Below are 17,189 nucleotides of genomic sequence, written 5' to 3'. Positions count from 1 at the left end.
ATGCTGAGTCCGGAAACCCGCATGCCTTCCCTGGTCCACGCCAACGATTCGACCAGCGCCGCCATCCACGCCGTGCGCAAGGCCGGCGTCTCCGTCACCGTGCCCCGCCTGGCGGTATGGACGGTGCTGGCCCAGGCGGACGAGCCGCTGCAGCCCTACGACATCCAGGCCTGCCTCACCGAGAACGGCGTCACCCTGTCGCTGTCGTCGATCTACACCGTGCTGAAGCGCTTCGTCGAAGCAGGCGTGCTGACCCTCCATGCCATCGATGCCGGGAAATCCCACTATTCCCTGGCTGAAAAGGACTTCCGCCAGCACATCCTGTGCGAAGACACCGGGCGCGACTACTGGCTCGCCGACGAAGCACTCAGCCATGCCATCGAAGATTTCTGCCGCCAGCACGGCTTCGAGCTGTCCACCTACTCGTTGATGGTGAAGGCGAGGCCATCGAGTTCGACGGGCGACGTGCGCAAGACCCGACCCACCTGAACAGCCCCCGCCGACGTATTCCGGCACACAGGAGACAGCATGATGAAGAAAAGCAAAACGGCCCTGCTCATCTTCTGCTGCGGCTTCGTCCTGCTCGGCGTCCTGGCCTTCTTCATCGCCCCGCCCGCCCTGTTCTCCTTGCTGTCGGGCGGTGCCTGCTATGGCTTCTGGGTCCTTTTCGGACGACTCGCCGGCGACAAGCCAGACGATGGATCGCCGCTCTTCGGCATCCCGCAGGTGAAGTTCGGCTCCGCCAGCATCGTGATCGGTCTGCTTGCCTTCATCACCGCCATCTTCATCGACTCCCTGTTCCTCACCTCCATCAGCAGTGGAATGATGCTCTTCGGCGCACACATGGCGATCGGCTGTCTCAGGACGCAGGAAGAGCGGGCCAACGCAAACTCGGCCCAGGCCTGACGCACGCCCCCGGCCGTTTCCTCTGTCCCGGCGCAATCGCGCACGAGTCGCCGAAAAAATTCCACAAGCATCAACCGGCCGGTACCCGCACACGGGCCATGCACCATTCTGGTCATGCCGCCCCATCTTAGAGCATTGAAAATACTGATTAATTTTCGCTTTCCATCCCCATCCAGCTGCCTCAGAATGCGCCCCGATCAAACGACCAGACTGAGCACCATGTCCTTCATCGACGCGCAATTCTCCCCGGCCGCAGCTGCCGCCCGGCTCGGCTACAACCACGGCTATGCCTTCGACGGCGATCAGGTCAGCCTGCGCGCCGACATCCGCATCCTCGACCCGCTGGCGGCGGCCGGGCGGAACTGGGTGCTGCAGCTGTGGGCGGGCGACACGCTGATCGCCAATGCAGGCTGCGGTGCGCTGTGGGCCGATGCATCCGGCAACACGTCGGTGCAAACCACGGTGGCTGCCATGCTGCCTGCCGGTACGGCCGAACATGCGCTGAGCCTGGCGCTGGCGTGTGACGACGGCAATGGCCTGCAGCGCTGCGACAGCGCCGGTTATCCGCGCAGTGAACGCTTCTGCCTGCCGCGCATCGACGGCTCGGTCGGCTACACGCTCGCCGCGGGGCATACCGCCATCCACGCCGACAGCATCAGCAATCCGCGCACTGCCGGCAATCTGTCGGGCTCGCTCATCCTCGAACTGTGGGCGCTGCCCGAAACCTACCGCGGCGGTGCGTTCAGCGGCATCCTGGTCGGCAGCACGGACCTGGGCTGCATCGCCGGCCAGCATGCGACGGGCGCGGTGGACGCCGAATTGCCCGCCTGCACCTTGCCTGCCGGACGCTGGCACCTGACCCTGATGCTGCGTGAATGGACCGGCTGCGGCTATGTGACACGCGACTATCGGACTTTCTCGCTGCCGGTCGACGGCCCGCTGCCCGCCCCCACCGCCGAACTCGCCGCCGCCGCAGCGGAAGCGGAAGCGGCCCCCGATGCTGCACCCGCAGCCATCGAAGCCGTTCCCGAGGTGGCCGTCGAGGCCGACGAAGCGGCCGCTGCGCCTGCCGAAGCGCCGAAGCCCTCCCGGCGCACCCCGGCCCGCACAGCAAAGGCCGCCAAGCAGACGCCGGCAAACGTGCAGATCTCGATCAACGACGCCGACGCCGCGACACTTGCCGGGCTGAAAGGCGTCACCGCCGCGATCGCCAAGGGCATCGTCGCCGGCCGGCCATGGAAGTCGGTCGATGCGCTGATCGAAGTCAGGGGCATCGGCGCCAAGCTGCTCGACAAGCTGCGTCCGCAGCTTCGCGTCTGACGCTCCGTCAGTCCATCACCCAGCGCAGGCCGCCCGGCTCGCGTTCGAACAGGCGCCAGCCGCCTTCGCGGCCGCACAGCCCGTAGCGGAAAGGCGTCTCGTCGCGGCCCGGGGTAATGAAGCGCAGGTCGACGAAGTTGGCGCAGAACTGGCCGGACGGCCCGCTCCCGGCATGGTCGAGCACCGGGAACATCGCAAACCAGCGGAAGAAGGCGAAATCCTCGGCGCTCCAGACCTGCTGGACAAGCCGGCTCACGCCATTGTCGCCGAAGCGCTCGCGCACCTCCCACCGTGCCTGGGCAAGCGGCTGGTAAGGGGCGGAAAAGCGGCGGATGAAGTTGTCGCCGTCTCCGGCAACGAGCGGCTCGCTGCGGCGGGTGTTGATGTGGGCGTAGTGGTAGCGCTCGCCGTCGAAGACGATCGCCGTCCAGTTGAAGGGCGAGGCCGGACGCGGCGCGGCATCGACCAGCACAGCCCGGATGCCCTGCCGCTCGGCATAGGCATGGGCCGCATCGATCGCCTCGCCGCGCCCGGTGGCCTGGACGCCGATCCAGCCTGCCAGTGCCACCAGCGCCAGCGCCGACGGCACCCGGCTGCGCTGCCACAAGGCGCTGCCGAGCAGGCCGGCGAGGATGATCCCGGTCAACGGCAGGTCGATGATGAAGCTCGTCCCCCAGCCGAAGCGGCGCTCGGAAAACGGCGCGAGGATCATGGTACCGAACTGGGTGATGAGATCGCCCAGGATGTGGATCAGGATCGCCGCGCAGACGACGACATACAGGCTGCGCCAGTCCGGTCCGCGGCGGCGGCCGCGCTGCCAGAAGCGCGACAGCAGCCAGGCGATCAGCAGCCCCCACAGCGGCAACAGCAGCAGCGAATGGGTGACGCCGCGATGGCCGCGCAGGTAGGTCAGCTCCGACACCCAGCCGAGGACGAAATCGAGGTCGGGGAAAGTTGCCGCAACGGCACCGGCGGCCACCGCCTGCCAGGGTCTCGGCAATGGCACCGCTGATGCGGATTTGCCGCGCGGTGCCAGCAGGCGCCCCACCAGCGCGCCGGAAAGTGCATGCGTCAGCGTATCCATGTTGCCTCCCGCACGAATGTGCCCTGCACCAGCGCCAGTTTCTCCATCGCTTCTCCAGATGGCGTCAGGCTGCCCCGTCTCTCAGCGGCAGCCCACGCCCTTGCACATGCGCCACGCCGGTTCTCCAGCCGCGCGCTCCGGCTTCGAGCGCGTTGCGCGTGACAAGTTGCGCACGGGATCTCATTCGACACCGGTTCCGGCGCCCGACGATACACGTACCGTGTCTTTCTTCCTCATTCCCAGCGGACGGAATGGTCAGAATTGCCATCAACAGCTTATTTCGCAATTCTCTCTTCAACGCGAACATCGCGCGGGGATGTCGTACCCGGATGAATGTTCAGCTCACCAAGGAGCCCATTTGATGATCAAGACCCGCATTCTCGCCCCTGCCCTGCTGGCCGCCTCGCTGTCCGCGATCTCCACCACCGCAGCGGCAGCCTTCGTGGTCACCTACGAAGCAGCGGGCGTGACCAACACCACCGCCTCGTTCAAACCGGGCTCCAGTACAAAGGGCGAGGAAATCGTCGGCGTCGAGCGTTTCGATTCGCTGTTCAACCGGCGTCGTCGGCACCTACGACTCGAATTTCGGCAATGCGGACCTCGGCATCACCGGCACCTACCGCGGCGTGAACATCAGGCCCGCCGACCAGTATGGCGGCGCCGGCGGCCAGGGCAGCTATGCGGTCTCCGGCCTCGGCACCACATCCAGCTATTCGATCAGCTTCGACCAGAGCCTGACCTATTTCGGCTTCTGGCTGTCCGCGCTCGACGGCGGCAACCACGTCATCTTCTACAGCGGCGGCGACGAAGTGTTCTCCTTCAGCCCGGTGGATGTGCTCAATCTCGTGTCCGGCATGCCGGACTACCGTGGCAACCCGAACGGCAAGTTCAGCGGCCAGAACCGCAGCGAACCCTACGTCTTCCTGAACTTCTTCGCCGACGACGCTTACAGCTTCGACAAGATCGTCTTCAAGCAGACTAACGGCGCAGGATACGAATCGGACAACCATACGGTCGGCATCTGGAAGGAACAGTCCGGCACCGTGGTGCCGAACTCGCAAGTGCCCGAACCCAGTTCCCTGCTGCTGCTGATGGGCGCCCTGCTCGGCGTCGCAGGCACCCGCACGCTACGGCGCCAGGCCTGACACAGCCGGCCGGAGGCGCGGACGGCGAGGAGAAGGCTTACGCACCGCTGCCCCTGCGGCCGGGGCAGCGGACGGCCGCGTGCCGTCATGGGATGAGAACAAGTTCCTGGTTTGTCGCCCAGCATTTGCGACATAATCCCGCACCATCTCATTTGACATAACCGGAAGCCTCCCATGCGCGCCCTTCCCGTCTCCCGCAAGCTCGCCACCACCTGCGTTCTGGCCGCCGCCATCCTTGCCGGCTGCGCCACCGAACAGCACCGCACGCTCGAAGTCCCCAAGGTGGCATCGGCGACTACGCCCTACACCGGCCAGCGCAGCCTGATCGCGGTCGGCAAGTTCGACAACCGCTCGAGCTTCATGCGCGGCATCTTCAGCGACAACGTCGATCGGCTCGGCAGCCAGGCCAAGACCGTGCTGATCACCCACCTGCAGCAGACCGGCCGCTTCAATGTGCTCGACCGCGACAACATGGCGGAGATCAAGCAGGAAGCCGAACTGTCCGGCGCCGCGCAGAAGCTCAAGGGTGCCCGCTACGTCATCACCGGCGACGTCGCCGAGTTCGGCCGCAAGGAAACCGGCGACCGCCAGCTGTTCGGCATCCTCGGCCGCGGCAAGTCGCAGGTCGCCTACGCCAAGGTCAACCTCAACGTCGTCGACGTCGCCAGTTCGGAAGTGGTCTTCTCGACCCAGGGCGCCGGCGAGTACAGCCTGGACAATCGCGAAGTCGTCGGTTTCGGCGGCACCGCCAGCTACGACTCGACGCTGAACGGCAAGGTGCTCGACCTCGCCATGCGCGAAGCGGTCAATCGCCTGGTCGAAGGCATCGAATCCGGTGCCTGGCAGCCTGCCCGCTGAGCCAGCGCCGCCACGACGACCAGACCAGCATGAAGTCTCTTGCCCTCGCCCGCCTCGCGGCCGCACTGCCGGCCGCGAGCGTGCTGCTGCTGGCCGGCTGCGCCAGCAGCACCCATCACCCGCTTTACTACTGGGGCGAATACCAGCCCGCGTTGTACGGCCATTTCACCAAGGAACAAGGCCCGCAGGAGCAGATCGCCGCGCTCGAGGCCGGGCTGGAAAAAGCCCGCGCCAAGAGCCTGCCGGTGCCGCCGGGCTACCACGCTCACCTGGGCATCCTGTACGCCGAAAGCCAGCAGCCCGACCAGATGCTGCGGCACTTCGAGGCCGAAAAGTCCCTGTATCCGGAAAGCACCGCCTACATGGACTTCCTGATGCGCAAGGCAACCAAATCCGAGTGAGATCCCGATCGATGCATTCCACGACATCCGGCCGCCTTCGCCTGAGGACCGGCCTCATCGCCGCATTCACGGCCTTGTTCGCCTCCGGTTGCGCGACGCAACAGGCCAGCTACGACTATTCAGCCTTCAGGCAGAGCCGCCCTGCCTCCATCCTGGTACTGCCACCGCTCAATGGTTCGCTGGAAATCGAGGCCACCTACAGCATGCTGTCGCAGGTCACGATGCCGCTGGCGGAATCTGGCTACTACGTGTTCCCGGTCAGCCTGGTCGACGAAACCTTCCAGCAGAACGGCCTGCACAATCCGGGGGAAATGCACGGCGTGCCGCTGGCCAAGCTGCGTGAAATCTTCGGCGCCGATGCCGCGCTGTACATCAACATCGAGCAGTACGGCACCAGCTATGCCGTGCTTGCCAGCGAAAGCCGCGTCACGGCACGGGCACGCCTGATCGACCTGCGCTCGGAACAGACACTGTGGCAAGGCTCGGCAACCGCCTCCAGCGCCGAAGGCCGCAACTCCGGAGGCGGCCTGGTCGGCATGCTCATCACGGCGGTGGTCAACCAGATCGTCGAGAGCAGCACCAACCGCTCGCACCCGATCGCCGGCATTGCCAGCCACCGTCTGCTGCAGGCCGGCCCGCCCAACGGCATCCTGTACGGTCCGCGCTCGCCGAGATACGAACTGGAAGCGACGCCGCGCTGAGCGCGGCGCCCGTTCAGCTCAGCTCAGAGGTAGCCCAGGCGGCCGGGCAGCCACAGCGCGATCTGCGGGAACACCACCATCAGCGTCAGCGCGCCCAGCATCGCCAGCAGCAGCCAGGTCACCCAGCGGAAAGTCTCCTCCATGCCGATGCCGGCGATGCGCGAGGTGATCATCAGCGACACCGCCATCGGCGGCGTGAACTGGCCGATGGCGAGGTTGATCGTCATCATCACGCCGAACCACACCAGATCCCAGCCCATCGCCACCGCGATCGGCACCAGGATGGGCAGCAGGATCAGGAAGATCGAGATCGCATCGAGGAACATCCCCGCCACCAGCAGCAGCAGGTTGATCGACACCAGCATCATCCATTCGCTCGAATGCAGCCCGACCAGGGCCCTGGCGGCGACGTCGAAGATGCCCAGCGTATTGCCCGCCCAGGCGAACACCGAGGCGATGCCGATGACCATCATCACCACGGCCGACAGTTCGCCGGCATCGACCATGATGCGGAACAGCCCTTTCAGGCTGATGGTGCGATACACCACCATGCCGACGAAGATGCCGTAGGCCACCGCCACCACCGCTGCCTCGGTCGGCGTGAACAAGCCGGTGCGCAGACCGCCGAGGATGACGATCGGCGCCAGCAGGCCCCAGATCGCGTTGACGAAGCTCTTGCCCAGCGGCGGCCGCTCGGCCTTGTAGCCGCGGCCGAAGCCGTACTTGCGGCTGATCAGGATCGCCGGCAGCAGCAGGCTCAGCGCCGCGAGCATGCCGGGGAACAGGCCGGCGGCGAACAGCGCCGGCACGGTCGCGGCCGGCACCATCACGCTATAGACGATCAGCGCCACCGACGGCGGCGTCACGATCGCGGTCGAACCGGATGCTGCGATCAGGCCGGCAGAAAAGCCCTTGGGATAACCGCGCGCCACCATCGACGGCAGCATCACCGCCGCCACCGCCGCCGCATCGGCCGGGCCGGAGCCGGACACGCCGCCCAGCAGCATCGACACCAGCACCGCCACCACCGCCAGCGAGCCCGTCCATTCGCCGACGATGGCGGTGACGAAGCGCACCAGCCGCACCGCCACGCCCGAACGCTCGAAGATCATGCCGGCCAGCACGAACATCGGTATCGCCAGCAAGGGATACTTGGCGATGCCGGCGTAGATGTTGGTCGGCACCGCAAGCTGGTCGAAACCCGCCATCGCCAGCACGATGACACTCGCCACCCCCAGTCCGACCGCCAGCGGCACGCCGGCCACCAGCAGGAGCATGAACACCCCGATCAGCATCGCGCCGGTCATGCGCGCCTCCGCAGGCGATTCACCACCAGACGCAGCACCAGCGTCACGGACAGCACCGGCATCCACACCGTGTACCACCACTGCGGCACACCGAGCGCCGGCGAGGTTTCCTCGAAACGGTACTGGTCCCAGGTCAGCAGCCCGGCATACCAGGCGATGAAGGCAAACAGGCCGGCAGTGACGGCGAAGGACAGCCAGTCGAAAAAGGCCCGCGCCCGCGGCGACATGCGCTCGACGAAAAAGCTCACGCGGATGTGGCGGTCGAAGGCGAAGGCCACCGACGAACCGAGAAAGGCAACCAGAATCATCAGCGCGATCGAGAACTCCTCGGTCGCCGCAAAGGACTGCGAGGTGAAGTAGCGCACCAGCACGTTGCCGAAGGTGACCAGCACGATCAGCGCCATGGCGACGCCGGTCAGGACCTGTTCGATCGTATAGGACGGCGGGGCGGCCTCTGACTCGGCCGGCGGCACTTCCACTTCGGTACTCATGGCGTGAAACGGTCCATCAAGATTGGAAAAAAATCATGCGGCCAGCGCCCGCCCCGGAGGGGACGAGGCTGGCCGCAGTCTGATCCGGCATCAACCGTGCCGGAGCGTCACTCAACGCTTGGCGACGTCTTCCTCGGCCTGCTTGACCAGGTCTGCGCCGATGCGCTCGGCCCATTCCTTGTACACGCCGGCCGTCGCCTTGCGGAAGGCGTCGCGCTCGGCGTCGGTCAGGCGCACCACGGACACGCCGTTGGCTTCGATCTCCTTCAGCAACGACTGGTCATCCGCCGAAATGCCGGAGCGGGCGCGGGCGATCTCCTCGGTAGCGGCCTGCTGCGCCGCCTCTGCGACCAGCTTGCGGTCGGCCTCGGTCCAGCTGTTCCACACCTTCTTGTTGACCACGAAGATCAGCGGATCGGCGACGTAGCCCCACAGCGTCAGGTGCTTCTGGCCGACGGTGTGCAGCTTGGCGGCATTGAACACCGCCAGCGGGTTCTCCTGGCCATCGACCGCCCCCGTCGCCATCGCCGGCTGCGCGTCAGCCCAGCTCATCTGCGTGGGGTTGGCGCCGAGCGCATTGAAGGTCGCCAGGAACAGCGGCGAACCGACCACCCGCACCTTCATGCCTTTCACGTCCTCGGGCGTGCGGATCGGCTTCTTCGAGTTCGACACCTCGCGGAAACCGTTCTCGCCCCAGGCCAGCGGCACCACGTCGCGCGCGGACAGGATCTCGAACATCTTCGTGCCGACACGGCCCTGGGTCAGCGCATCGATCGCCTTGTGGTCCGGCATCAGGAAAGGAAGCGCGAACAGGTTCAGCTCCTTCACCTGCGGCGACCAGTTGATCGTCGAACCCACCGCCATGTCGATGATGCCCTGGCGCAGCGCGGTGAACTCCTTGGTCTGGTCGCCCGACACCAGCGAGGTGCCCGGATAAACCTTGATCTTGATCCGCCCCTGGGTCTTCTCGGCCACCAGATCGGCCCAGCGCTGCGCGCCCCAGCCCCACGGGAAGGCATCGCCGAGCACCGTTAACAGGTTGTACTCGTCCTTGTACTGCTGGGCCGTGGCCGGCATCGACAGGCCGAGCGCGGCCGAAGCGAACAGGCCGGCGATGAGGGCGGTGAAGCGTCGTTTCTGCATGGGATGTCTCCGTTTCTCGTTTTTGGGCGCAAGGCCCGGTGAGGCGGCACTGGCGCAGGGGAAGGGGCGATTCTACAAACCGGGGGGCTTGGGGGCCAGCGCAAAATCATGCGGGACCGGATGCTCCAAGCCCTACAATCAAACCCGCAAGTGACCGATGAAGAACACAGACAGCGGGTCAAGCCGATACCGGGTCACCATCTTTCCCCCTGAAACAACCATGGCTCGAATCGAGGAAAACGGCGGCGCCGCCAGCATTGCCCATAGCTGGAGCGAGGACATCCAGGCGCTGCTGACCAGTTCCATCATCCTGAGCCTGGGTCTGCAGTGCTTCTCCAGCGCCCAGGTATTCCCCGGCGGCGTGACGGGCCTGGTACTGCTGATCCAGCACTGGACCGGCTGGCCCTTCGGGATCGTCTTCTTCGCCCTGAACCTGCCTTTCTACGGCCTGGCGATCCGGCACATCGGCCTGCGTTTCACGATCAGGACGCTGGTTGCCGTCAGCCTGGTGTCCATCATGTCTGAAGTCGCGCCACACCTCATCGGCATCAGCAGCATCAACCCCGTGTACGGCGCAATCATCGCCGGCGTGCTGTTCGGCCTCGGCCTGCTGATTCTCTTCCGCCACCACGCCAGCCTGGGCGGTTTCAGCGTCCTCGCGCTGTACCTGCAAGCCCGCCACGGCCTGCGCGCGGGCTACGTGCAGATGGCCATCGACGCCGTGATCGTCGGCGCTTCGGCGATGGTGGTGAGCCTCGAAGCGGCAGCCTGTTCGATTCTGGCGGTGATCGTGCTCAATCTGGTGATCGCGTCGAACCATCGGCCGGGGCGCTACATGGGCGTCTGAGCATGGTGCTTCACCAGGCAGCCTGCAGCACCTACGGATCAACTTGCCCGCCCCATTCGAGACGGGTCAATAAACCAGTCCATAGCCACAGAAGCGCATGAACCTCGAGATCGGCTCGTATCACGCCACGCACGCCCCTACAACGCCCCCGATTCCACCGCCTCCCTCACCCTCTCCAAGGCCCACCGCAAGCGCGCCACATCCACCGACCCCAGCGCCAGCCGCAACGCGCCGGGCACATGGACGGTCGTGGCGAAGGGCTCGGCAGTGGATACCGCGATGCCCTGCTCGTTCAATGTCGCCGCGACCCGATCGGCGCGGCAGTCGGGGCCGAGCGGAAGCCAGATGAAATAGGAGCCGGGATGGCACACCATCGGCAGTCCGGCCAGCACTTCGGCTGCGATCGCCTGCCGCTGGCGGGCATCCTCGCGCTTCTGCGCCTCCAGGCGGGCGGCCGTGCCATCCTCGATCCAGCCACAGGCAATGGCGGTCATCAACCCGGGGGTATTGGACGTCGTCGCGCGGATGGCGCGCTCGATGCTGCGGATGTGGGCCGGTGCTGCCGCGACGAAACCAAAGCGCAGGCCGGTGGCGACGCTCTTGGACAGGCTGGAGACGTATATCGTGCGCTCTGGCGCCAGTTGGAACAGCGGCGGCGGGGGCTGCTCGACGAGGAAGGCATAGGCGGCATCCTCGATCAGCAGCAGGTCGTGGACACGGGCCAGGGCCACCAGCCGTTGCCGCGTGGCTTCATCCATCACACAGCCCAGCGGGTTGTGCAGCGTGGGCATGACGTACACCGCGCGCACCGGGCGTGTGCGGCAGAGCTGCGCCAAGGCTTCCACATCCGTGCCCTGCGGGCCGACGGGGACGGGCAGCAGTTCCAGCCCCCGCATGTCGGCCAGCACACGGAAGCCCGGGTAGGTCAGCGCGTCCACCGCCACCACGTCGCCCGGCCGCAGCAAGGCCATCAAGGTCACTGCGAGGCCGTGCTGCGCGCCGTCGACGATTGCCACCTGTTCGGCTTCGACCCGTAGCTGGCGGCTGCGCAGGTGGCGCGCCACGATGGCCCGCTCATGCATCCGTCCGGCGTGCGGCTGGTAATGCAGCGCCGGCTCCAGGTCTCCCGCGCGAGCCAGCCTGCGCAACGCGTCGCGCAGCAGGCCGGCCTGTCCGGGCACGCTCGGATCGCTGTAGTTGAGATCGACCATGCCGGGCGCCGCCAGCCGCAGATCGCTGCCCAGATCGCGGGGCCAGGCAGCGTCGCGCACGAAGGTGCCGCGCCCGGTTTCGCCGCTCACCAGGCCCATCGCTTCCAGTTCGGCATACACCCGGGTGGCGGTGCCCAGCGCCAGTTGGTGGCCGCGGGCCAGCATGCGGTGCGTGGGCAGGCGCTCGCCCGGGCGCAAGCGTCCGGCACGGATGTCGGCGGCCAGCTTGTCCACCACCTCCTTGTAACGTGTCCGGGCCATCGGTACTTCCATTGTATCTATGACAATTTTTTGATTGTATCGATTTCGGCACCTACGATCCATCTCCCACGTCCTGGAGAACTCGCATGCACATCGCCATCCTGACTTTCGACGGTTTCAATGAACTGGACTCGCTGATCGCGCTCGGCATCCTGCGCCTGGCCGCCCAGCCTGCCTGGCGGGTATCGATCGCCAGCCCCTCCGCTCGCGTCACGTCGATGAACGGCGTGGTCGTCGAGACGCAGGCGACGCTGGCCGAGGCGGCCACGGCCGATGCGGTGATCGTCGGCAGCGGGCTGGCCACGCGCAGCATCGTCGACGACCCGGCGATGATGGATGCGCTGCATCTCGACCCGGCGCGACAACTGGTGGGCGCACAGTGCTCCGGCGCGCTGGTGCTGGCACGCCTGGGCCTGCTGGGCGAAGTGCCCGCCTGCACCGACCTCACCACCAGGCCATGGGTGCAGGCGGCCGGTGTCCGCGTGCTTGAGCAGCCCTTCTTCGCGCAGGGCAAGGTCGCCACCGCCGGCGGCTGCCTGGGCTCGCAATACCTGGCGTTCTGGATCGCCGCCCGCCTGGGCGGCATCGAAGCGGCAACGCGGGCCCTGCATTACGTGGCACCCGTCGGTGAAAAGGACGAGTACATCGAGCGGGCGTTTCGGAATGTGGTGCCGTACCTGCCGACCCGGCACGAAACCGCTGCATCACTCCCTTAGCTCACCCCGACCATTCGCACCCTGCTCCCCCTCAGCCCCTGCACCACCTCGATCGCCGTGCCGATCTGCTGTTTCATGTCCTCGACGTGCGAGATCACGCCCACGGTGCGGCCGCGCTGCTGCAGGTCGATGAGGGCACGCATGGCCATGTCGAGCGATTCGGGGTCGAGGCTGCCGAAACCTTCGTCGATGAACAGGGTGTCGAGCTGCACGCCGCCGGCGTAGGCCTGCACCACGTCGGACAGGCCGAGCGCGAGCGACAGCGAGGCCATGAAGCCTTCGCCGCCGGACAGCGTGCTGGCCGGGCGGGCGCGGCCGGTGTAGTCGTCGAACACTTCCAGATCCAGCCCGGCGGCGCGACGGGCGTCGGCGACGTCCTCGCGCCGCTGCAGCAGGTAGCGGCCGCGGCTCATCGCCTTCAGCCGCAGCGAGGCGGCACGCAGCACGTCGTCTAGCAGGGCGGCGAGCACATAGCGCTGGAAGGTGAGGTTGCGGCCGTTGCCGCCGTTGGCGACCTCGGCCAGGTGGCCGACGACACGGTATTCGGCTTCGATGGCGCCGTGCTCGCGGGCGATGTCGTCCAGCAATGAAAGCGTGCGCGCGAGCTTGTGCTGCTCGCCGCGGTTGTGGGTGATGCGGGCGACGACCGCTTCGACCTGTTCGCGGCAAGCGGCGGCGCGGGCGTCGAGGGCGGCGAGATCCGGCGCCGTCAGTCCGGCGATGGCCTGCGCGGCGCGTCGGCTGCGCTCCTGCGCGGCGGCGAACTGTTCGTCGGCGCCGCGGATCTGCCGGGCGAGTCCGTCCATCTGCTCGGCAGGCAGCACGGCCGCCCGCCAGGCGGCTTCGGCGGTATCCGGCCTGGCGCTGCCGGCCGTGCCTGAGCCGGCCGCAGCGAAACCTGCTGCATGCAGCGCATCGGCAAACTGCGCGGCGGCTTCGGCCACGCGGACCTCGGCGGCGCGGGCGGCGAAGGCCTGGGCATCGCGCTGGGCGCGTTGCGCTGCATCGTGGTTCAGGGCCTGCCGTTGCGCTTCCTGCGCGGCCCGCAACGCCGCCTCCAGTTGCTGGCGCCCGGCCCGCGCCGCCGCCAGTGCGGTGCCGAGCGCCTGCGGCGAGCGCAAGGCTTCTGGCACGGCGCCGCGCCTTTCCTCGGCCACGCGCAAGGCGCCTTCGGCCATGCTGGCCGCCGCCGCTGCCTGTTTGCGCGCATCGTCGAACGCAATCCGGGCAGCAGCCAGTGCAGCCTCCCTTTGCTGCAGCTGTCCGCGTACTTGCTCGACTTCGGCCGCCGCGGCACGCGCGGCCTGCAAGGCTGTCCGCAATGCGGGCAAGTCCTCGTCGACACTGGAGCCGAACAGGTCTTGCTGTACCTGATCATCGGCAGCGCCTCCGTGCAGCGCAGCCCGGCGTGTGTCCACTTCGGCTTGGGCAGCAGCGCGTTGCTGCGCGGCAGCATCCCTGCCGTGGCGGGCGGCTTCCATCACGGCCTCGGCTTTCCGAAGAGCGTCGCGCGCGGCCTGCAAGGCCTGCTCGGTGGGCAGTTCGCCGTCGAAGCGGGCCGGCGACGGGTGCGAGGCGCTGCCGCACACCGGGCAGGCGTCGCCGTCGTGCAGGTGCTGGGCGAGGATGGCCGCCTGCGCGCGGCGCCAAGCCTCATCAAGCGCATCGCAGACTTCGCGCCGGCACAGCATCTGCTGCTGCGCGGCTTCGAATGCCCGCCGCTTCCCATCCTCCAGCGCTTGCACCTGCTTCAGCCTGGCGAGGCTGGCATCGAGGCCGGCGCGGGCCTGCTCGCGCCGTTCGGCCTGCTGCGCGCGCAAGCCCAGCGCCACGACCTGCGCCGCCTGGGCCTGCAAGGCGTCGATGCGGCTGGCGAACTGGCCGCGCTGGCTTTCGAGCGCCTTGCACTCGGCCTCTGCCTGCGCGAACCGTGCATCGGCCGCTGCACGCTGGCGCAAGCAGGCCTGCAAGGCGGCTTCCGCTTCGGCGAGGCGGGCGACGGCATCGGACAGGGCTTCGAGCCGCATCTGTTCGCGTTGCGCGGCTTCGCGCTCGTCACTACGCGCGGCCTCGGCCTGCAGCGCTGCATCGGCGTCGTGCAATGCCTTGGCCGCCTGCCCGGCGGCTTGCGCGGCCTGCCACGCGCGCTGTTCGGCCTCGGCTGCATCACCGCGGGCGGCCGACAGTGCGGTAGCGGACGGCGACACCTGTTGCGCACGCCGGGCCTCCTCCAGGCGCAGGCGCTGGGCATCGGTTTCCGCCCGCCCGGCCGCCAGTGCGGCAAGTACCGCAGCAGCGGCCTGCGCTTCGGCGAAATCGGCCGCGGTCGCCTGGCCCTGCCGCAGCGCGGCGCGGGCGGCCGCATCCGCATCACGGGCGGTTTTTTCCTCCGTTTCCAGTCCCGCCAGCGCAGTGCCGAGCGCACCCAGGCGAGCAGCCAGGTCTTCAGCAGACTCTGCCTCGGCCTGCTGCAGCAAGGTGGCGCGCCGCAGGCTGGCCTGCTCGCCGCGTTCGCGCAGCGCGGCGGCCTCGGCTTTCAGCGCGTCCTGCAGGCGCTTGTAGGCGGCGGTGCCGAACAGGGTTTCGAGGATCTTCTCGCGCTCGGCCGAACTCGCCGCCAGCAGCTTGCGGAACTGTCCCTGCGGCAGCAGCACGACCTGGCGGAACTGCTCGGCCTTGAAGCCGAGCAGGGCTTCGACCTGCTGGGTGACTTCGGTCGTTCGCTGCGCCAGCGGCTGCCAGCTTTGGCCGTCGGCATCGAGGCGGAAGAGTTCGGCCTTGGCCGGCGCATTGACCACGCCGCCGCCACGCTGGGCCGCGCGCACTTGCTCCGGCACACGTCGCACCCAGTAGTGCTGGCCGCCGAGAGCGAACTCCAGTTCGACTTCGGTCTGCAGCGCGGCGTCGGCATGGTCGCTGCGCATTTCGCGCGCGCTGCGCTCGCCGCCGGAGGTGTCGCCGTACAGCGCGTAGGTGATGCCGTCGAGGATCGAGGTCTTGCCCGCGCCGGTAGGGCCTGAGATCAGGAACAGCGCGCCGGGCGGCAGGCGGGTGAAATCCACCGTCTCGCGTCCGGCGAAGGGCCCGAAAGCCTGCAGGGAAAGCTTGAGCGGCTTCATGCGTGGCGCGCCTCCCGCTCCAGCCGCTCGGCGACGCGCTCGAGCACCGTCGCGCCGGCGTCGTCGAGCGGCTGGCCGGTGGTGTCGCGATGGAAGCTGGCGAACAGATCCTGCATGCGCACGCGGCGATGGTCCGCCCCTGCGCGCCCCGGCCCATCACCTGCGAGCAGCGGGCGCTCGATGGCGAGCGCATTGGGATAGGCGCTGCGCAGCCGGCCCATGGCATCGAGCAGCGCGCCGCTGTCGGTGAGGCGGGCGAGGATGTAGTCGTCGCGCGCCGGATCGGCTGCACCGGCGGCGAGGATGGCGTCGAGCGGACCTTCGACGATGCGCAGGTCGCGGCGCGGCGTCAGTGCGATGCGCTCGACGGTGCAGGCGCCGGCAGCGTCCAGTTCGACCAGATTCACCGACTTGACGTGGTCCGCCTCGGAAAACGAATACTTCAGCAGCGAACCGGAATACTGGATTCGCCCTTGCCCCACCTGCTGCGGCCGGTGCAGGTGGCCGAGCGCGACGTAGTCGAAGCCGTCGAACAGCGCCGCATCGACCGCGCCGCTGGCGCCGACCGACAGCGGCCGTTCGGACTCGCTTTCGCTGCCGCCGAGCACGAAGGCATGGGCGACGACGACGCTGCGTGTTCCCGGCGGCTGCGCCGCACGCGCCGCCTGCAATTGCACGGCCAATGCAGCCTGGTGGCAGTCGATCACGCGGACACCCTCTTCGCCGTCCCCGCCCTGCCGGCTGGCGACCGCGCTGCGCACGACGGCAGGCTCCGCGTAGGGCAAGGCATGGACCGCCACCGTTCCGTGCGCGTCGTGCAGCAGCAGCGGCCTGGCTTGCGCGTCGAACGGGCCGCGCACGGTCAGCCCCGCACCGCCGAGCAGGCCGGCGCCAAAGGCAAGGCGGTCGGGGCCGTCGTGATTGCCGGCGATCATCACCACCGGAATGCGCAGCCCCTGCACCAGTTCGGTCAGCACCAGGTCGAGCAGGCGCACCGCTTCGGCCGGCGGCACCGAGCGGTCGTAGATGTCGCCGGCCAGCAGGATGGCGTCGGGCCGGGCGTCGGCGGCGAGGCGGACGAACTCGTTCAGGATGTGGGCCTGGTCCTCGAGCAGCGAAATGCCGTGATGCACACGGCCGAGGTGCCAGTCGGCAGAATGGAGGAAACGCATGGCGGCTGGAATGTTCGGTGGATGCCGGATGGCAATGCGAAGCGGCTGACAGAATCGTCCTACATCGCAATCCGCGCTGTCGGACAGCACCGGAATGGCCCCGAGGATACATTTGAATCGCACCTGCAGGCGGACGCCAAACCCGCCGCCAATACCACAAAGATCCATGCGTACCGAGGAGAGATCATGAAACACACTGCCGCCACCCTCGCCCTGTCCGGTCTGCTCGCCTTCACCGCAGTCGGCTGCGCCGTCACCCGTGACCAATCCACCGTCGGCGAGTACGTCGATGACGCCACCATCACCACCCGGGTGAAGGCCAAGTTCGCCGAAGACCCGACCGTCAGCGCCATGGCGATCAGCGTCGAGACACTGAAAGGCACGGTCCAGCTTTCGGGCTTTGCCAAGAGCGCGGCCGAACGCGGCCGCGCGGCCGAAATCGCCCGCGGCACGCCGGGCGTGAAAGCGGTCAAGAACGACATCGCCATTCGCCGGTAGGCCTGGGCT

Annotated in this window: 17 protein-coding genes; 10 read left to right on the top strand and 7 right to left on the bottom strand. The window is 67.7% G+C overall.

Annotation, left to right across the window (positions count from 1 at the left end; translation table 11 throughout):
* The first annotated feature begins 21 nt into the window (after positions 1–21).
* The 3 genes from QM748_RS16980 (at position 22) to QM748_RS16970 (ending at position 2,226) form a co-directional block, all read left to right on the top strand.
* Positions 22–489, top strand: a complete 468-nt coding sequence (locus QM748_RS16980; RefSeq protein ID WP_415248180.1) for a Fur family transcriptional regulator — start codon at positions 22–24, stop codon at positions 487–489.
* Between the two features lie 42 nt (positions 490–531).
* On the top strand, positions 532–906 hold the full coding sequence (locus QM748_RS16975) for a hypothetical protein (RefSeq protein ID WP_415248179.1): 375 nt from the start codon (positions 532–534) through the stop codon (positions 904–906).
* 219 nt (positions 907–1,125) lie between these two features.
* Positions 1,126–2,226, top strand: a complete 1,101-nt coding sequence (locus QM748_RS16970) for a ComEA family DNA-binding protein (protein ID WP_415248178.1) — start codon at positions 1,126–1,128, stop codon at positions 2,224–2,226.
* 7 nt (positions 2,227–2,233) lie between these two features.
* Here the strand turns inward: QM748_RS16970 and QM748_RS16965 are convergent, their stop codons facing one another.
* Positions 2,234–3,310, bottom strand: a complete 1,077-nt coding sequence (locus QM748_RS16965; RefSeq protein ID WP_415248177.1) for a metal-dependent hydrolase — start codon at positions 3,308–3,310, stop codon at positions 2,234–2,236.
* Positions 3,311–3,936: 626 nt separating this feature from the next.
* Between QM748_RS16965 and QM748_RS16960 the strand changes: the two genes are divergently transcribed.
* The 4 genes from QM748_RS16960 to QM748_RS16945 all read left to right on the top strand — a co-directional run bounded on the left by QM748_RS16960 (position 3,937) and on the right by QM748_RS16945 (position 6,415).
* On the top strand, positions 3,937–4,455 hold the full coding sequence (locus QM748_RS16960) for a PEP-CTERM sorting domain-containing protein (RefSeq protein ID WP_415248176.1): 519 nt from the start codon (positions 3,937–3,939) through the stop codon (positions 4,453–4,455).
* 174 nt (positions 4,456–4,629) lie between these two features.
* A complete protein-coding gene (locus QM748_RS16955; protein ID WP_415248175.1) occupies positions 4,630–5,313 on the top strand; it encodes a CsgG/HfaB family protein in 684 nt (227 codons plus the stop codon).
* Positions 5,314–5,342: 29 nt separating this feature from the next.
* Positions 5,343–5,714 (top strand): DUF4810 domain-containing protein, encoded by a 372-nt coding sequence (locus tag QM748_RS16950; protein WP_415248174.1) that lies wholly within the window; start codon positions 5,343–5,345, stop codon positions 5,712–5,714.
* An 11-nt stretch (positions 5,715–5,725) separates the two neighbouring features.
* On the top strand, positions 5,726–6,415 hold the full coding sequence (locus QM748_RS16945; protein WP_415248173.1) for a DUF799 domain-containing protein: 690 nt from the start codon (positions 5,726–5,728) through the stop codon (positions 6,413–6,415).
* A gap of 23 nt (positions 6,416–6,438) precedes the next feature.
* On the opposite strand, the gene QM748_RS16940 is transcribed toward QM748_RS16945, so the two are convergent.
* The 3 genes from QM748_RS16940 to QM748_RS16930 all read right to left on the bottom strand — a co-directional run bounded on the left by QM748_RS16940 (position 6,439) and on the right by QM748_RS16930 (position 9,356).
* Positions 6,439–7,722 (bottom strand): TRAP transporter large permease, encoded by a 1,284-nt coding sequence (locus QM748_RS16940; protein ID WP_415248172.1) that lies wholly within the window; start codon positions 7,720–7,722, stop codon positions 6,439–6,441.
* Positions 7,719–8,213 (bottom strand): TRAP transporter small permease, encoded by a 495-nt coding sequence (locus tag QM748_RS16935; protein WP_415248171.1) that lies wholly within the window; start codon positions 8,211–8,213, stop codon positions 7,719–7,721. Before QM748_RS16935 ends, QM748_RS16940 begins: the two co-directional genes overlap by 4 nt.
* Positions 8,214–8,324: 111 nt before the next feature.
* Positions 8,325–9,356 (bottom strand): DctP family TRAP transporter solute-binding subunit, encoded by a 1,032-nt coding sequence (locus QM748_RS16930; RefSeq protein WP_415248170.1) that lies wholly within the window; start codon positions 9,354–9,356, stop codon positions 8,325–8,327.
* Positions 9,357–9,576: 220 nt separating this feature from the next.
* Here QM748_RS16930 and QM748_RS16925 point away from each other — a divergent pair, with 220 nt between their 5' ends.
* Positions 9,577–10,203, top strand: a complete 627-nt coding sequence (locus QM748_RS16925; RefSeq protein ID WP_415248169.1) for a YitT family protein — start codon at positions 9,577–9,579, stop codon at positions 10,201–10,203.
* A gap of 137 nt (positions 10,204–10,340) precedes the next feature.
* Here QM748_RS16925 and QM748_RS16920 read toward each other — a convergent pair whose 3' ends face one another.
* A complete protein-coding gene (locus QM748_RS16920) occupies positions 10,341–11,675 on the bottom strand; it encodes a PLP-dependent aminotransferase family protein (RefSeq protein WP_415248168.1) in 1,335 nt (444 codons plus the stop codon).
* An 86-nt stretch (positions 11,676–11,761) separates the two neighbouring features.
* Here QM748_RS16920 and QM748_RS16915 point away from each other — a divergent pair, with 86 nt between their 5' ends.
* Positions 11,762–12,391, top strand: a complete 630-nt coding sequence (locus tag QM748_RS16915; protein ID WP_415248167.1) for a DJ-1/PfpI family protein — start codon at positions 11,762–11,764, stop codon at positions 12,389–12,391.
* On the opposite strand, the gene QM748_RS16910 is transcribed toward QM748_RS16915, so the two are convergent.
* Positions 12,388–15,510, bottom strand: a complete 3,123-nt coding sequence (locus tag QM748_RS16910) for an AAA family ATPase (protein ID WP_415248166.1) — start codon at positions 15,508–15,510, stop codon at positions 12,388–12,390. The genes QM748_RS16915 and QM748_RS16910 overlap by 4 nt on opposite strands.
* Positions 15,507–16,682 (bottom strand): exonuclease SbcCD subunit D, encoded by a 1,176-nt coding sequence (locus QM748_RS16905; RefSeq protein ID WP_415248165.1) that lies wholly within the window; start codon positions 16,680–16,682, stop codon positions 15,507–15,509. Before QM748_RS16905 ends, QM748_RS16910 begins: the two co-directional genes overlap by 4 nt.
* Positions 16,683–16,868: 186 nt before the next feature.
* Here QM748_RS16905 and QM748_RS16900 point away from each other — a divergent pair, with 186 nt between their 5' ends.
* A complete protein-coding gene (locus QM748_RS16900; RefSeq protein ID WP_415248164.1) occupies positions 16,869–17,180 on the top strand; it encodes a BON domain-containing protein in 312 nt (103 codons plus the stop codon).
* The last annotated feature ends 9 nt before the right edge of the window (positions 17,181–17,189 follow it).

The sequence above is a fragment of the Thauera sp. genome (assembly GCF_047601425.1).
Classification (GTDB): domain Bacteria; phylum Pseudomonadota; class Gammaproteobacteria; order Burkholderiales; family Rhodocyclaceae; genus Thauera.
This window is presented reverse-complemented; position numbering and strand designations above follow the sequence as displayed.

Bases quoted from the DNA above. Each gene is read 5' to 3' on its own strand.
- QM748_RS16980 (WP_415248180.1), top strand. From the start codon at position 22: ATGCCTTCCCTGGTCCACGCCAACGATTCGACCAGCGCCGCCATCCAC.
- QM748_RS16975 (WP_415248179.1), top strand. From the start codon at position 532: ATGAAGAAAAGCAAAACGGCCCTGCTCATCTTCTGCTGCGGCTTCGTC.
- QM748_RS16970 (WP_415248178.1), top strand. From the start codon at position 1,126: ATGTCCTTCATCGACGCGCAATTCTCCCCGGCCGCAGCTGCCGCCCGG.
- QM748_RS16965 (WP_415248177.1), bottom strand. From the start codon at position 3,310: ATGGATACGCTGACGCATGCACTTTCCGGCGCGCTGGTGGGGCGCCTG.
- QM748_RS16955 (WP_415248175.1), top strand. From the start codon at position 4,630: ATGCGCGCCCTTCCCGTCTCCCGCAAGCTCGCCACCACCTGCGTTCTG.
- QM748_RS16950 (WP_415248174.1), top strand. From the start codon at position 5,343: ATGAAGTCTCTTGCCCTCGCCCGCCTCGCGGCCGCACTGCCGGCCGCG.
- QM748_RS16945 (WP_415248173.1), top strand. From the start codon at position 5,726: ATGCATTCCACGACATCCGGCCGCCTTCGCCTGAGGACCGGCCTCATC.
- QM748_RS16940 (WP_415248172.1), bottom strand. From the start codon at position 7,722: ATGACCGGCGCGATGCTGATCGGGGTGTTCATGCTCCTGCTGGTGGCC.
- QM748_RS16935 (WP_415248171.1), bottom strand. From the start codon at position 8,213: ATGAGTACCGAAGTGGAAGTGCCGCCGGCCGAGTCAGAGGCCGCCCCG.
- QM748_RS16930 (WP_415248170.1), bottom strand. From the start codon at position 9,356: ATGCAGAAACGACGCTTCACCGCCCTCATCGCCGGCCTGTTCGCTTCG.
- QM748_RS16925 (WP_415248169.1), top strand. From the start codon at position 9,577: ATGGCTCGAATCGAGGAAAACGGCGGCGCCGCCAGCATTGCCCATAGC.
- QM748_RS16920 (WP_415248168.1), bottom strand. From the start codon at position 11,675: ATGGCCCGGACACGTTACAAGGAGGTGGTGGACAAGCTGGCCGCCGAC.
- QM748_RS16915 (WP_415248167.1), top strand. From the start codon at position 11,762: ATGCACATCGCCATCCTGACTTTCGACGGTTTCAATGAACTGGACTCG.
- QM748_RS16910 (WP_415248166.1), bottom strand. From the start codon at position 15,510: ATGAAGCCGCTCAAGCTTTCCCTGCAGGCTTTCGGGCCCTTCGCCGGA.
- QM748_RS16905 (WP_415248165.1), bottom strand. From the start codon at position 16,682: ATGCGTTTCCTCCATTCTGCCGACTGGCACCTCGGCCGTGTGCATCAC.
- QM748_RS16900 (WP_415248164.1), top strand. From the start codon at position 16,869: ATGAAACACACTGCCGCCACCCTCGCCCTGTCCGGTCTGCTCGCCTTC.